Origin of the sequence: Caballeronia sp. NCF2 (genome assembly GCF_023631205.1) — a bacterium.
In the GTDB taxonomy this organism is placed as follows: Bacteria; Pseudomonadota; Gammaproteobacteria; order Burkholderiales; family Burkholderiaceae; genus Caballeronia; species Caballeronia zhejiangensis.
Window position 1 is genome coordinate 1 of record NZ_JALQDN010000003.1, and the last position, 1,516, is coordinate 1,516.

Here is a 1,516-nt window from a genome sequence, read left to right on the forward strand (position 1 = left end):
TGATCTGGGGCCGCAATCCGCTCGCCTTCCCGCAGCTTCTGCCGACCGATCCGATCAACGTGATCGCCGCCGACGAAACCCGTCCGGGCGCGGTGATCTCGATGACCGAAATCGTCATCATCGTCGTCGCGTTCCTCGTGATGGGCGGCCTGCTGCTCCTCGTGCACAAGACCAAGCTCGGCCGCGCGATGCGCGCGATCGCCGAGAACCCGGGCGTCGCGTCGCTGATGGGCGTGAACCCGAACTTCGTGATTTCCGCGACCTTCATGATCGGCTCGGCGCTGGCTGCGTTGGCGGGCGTGATGATCGCGTCGGAATACGGCAACGCGCACTTCTACATGGGCTTCATTCCCGGCCTGAAGGCGTTTACGGCGGCGGTGCTGGGGGGCATCGGCAACCTGGGGGGCGCGATGGTGGGCGGCGTGCTGCTCGGTCTCATCGAACAGTTGGGCGCCGGTTACATCGGCAATCTGACGGGCGGGGTCTTCGGTTCCAACTACCAGGACGTCTTCGCCTTCGTCGTGCTGATCATCGTGCTCGTGTTCCGTCCGTCGGGTCTGCTCGGCGAACGTGTCGCGGACCGCGCTTAAAGAACGTGTGAGGAGCTCAAAAAAATGACTTCGATTCAACCGATTGAGCCGTCCACGACGCTCATCCCCGAGAAGAACATGACGAAGACGCTCGTCATCGGCATTCTCACCGCTGTGTTCGTGATTGCCGCGCCGATGGTCATCGGCGCAGCGGGCGGCAACTACTGGGTCCGCGTGCTCGACTTCGCGATGCTCTACGTCATGCTCGCGTTGGGTCTCAACGTCGTGGTCGGCTTCGCCGGCCTGCTCGACCTGGGCTACATCGCGTTCTACGCGGTCGGCGCTTACACGGCGGCGTTGTTGTCGTCGCCGCAACTGTCGACGCAATTCGAGTGGATCGCGGCGCTCGCGCCGAACGGATTGCATGTGCCGTTCCTCATCATCGTGCCGATCGCGATGGCGCTCGCCGCGACCTTCGGCGTGCTGCTCGGCGCACCGACGCTGCGTCTGCGCGGCGACTACCTCGCGATCGTGACATTGGGCTTCGGGGAAATCGTCCGGATCTTCATGAACAACCTCGATCGTCCGGTCAACATCACGAACGGTCCGAAGGGCATCACGGGCATCGATCCGGTGCACGTCGGCGGCTACAGCCTCGCGCAGACGCACGAGTTCTTCGGCTTCAAATTCCCGTCGGTGTACCTGTACTACTACCTGTTCGTGCTGTGCGCGCTGTTCGTGATCTGGGTGTGTACGCGCCTTCAGCATTCGCGTATCGGCCGCGCGTGGGCCGCTATCCGCGAAGACGAAATCGCCGCGAAGGCGATGGGCATCAACACCCGCAACGTGAAGCTGCTCGCATTCGCGATGGGCGCGTCGTTCGGCGGTCTGTCGGGCGCGATGTTCGGTGCGTTCCAGGGCTTCGTGTCGCCGGAATCGTTCACGTTCTGGGAGTCGATCGTCGTGCTGGCGTGCGTGGTGCTGGG

General features: G+C 63.5%; 2 protein-coding genes. Both read left to right on the forward strand.

Annotation, left to right across the window (positions count from 1 at the left end):
* Positions 1 to 590, forward strand: a 590-nt coding sequence (locus NCS02_RS03395) for a branched-chain amino acid ABC transporter permease (protein WP_250522885.1), incomplete at its 5' end; no start/stop codon positions are given.
* A 24-nt stretch (positions 591 to 614) separates the two neighbouring features.
* The coding region (locus tag NCS02_RS03400) for an ABC transporter permease subunit (RefSeq protein ID WP_250522886.1) at positions 615 to 1,516 on the forward strand (902 nt) is incomplete at its 3' end.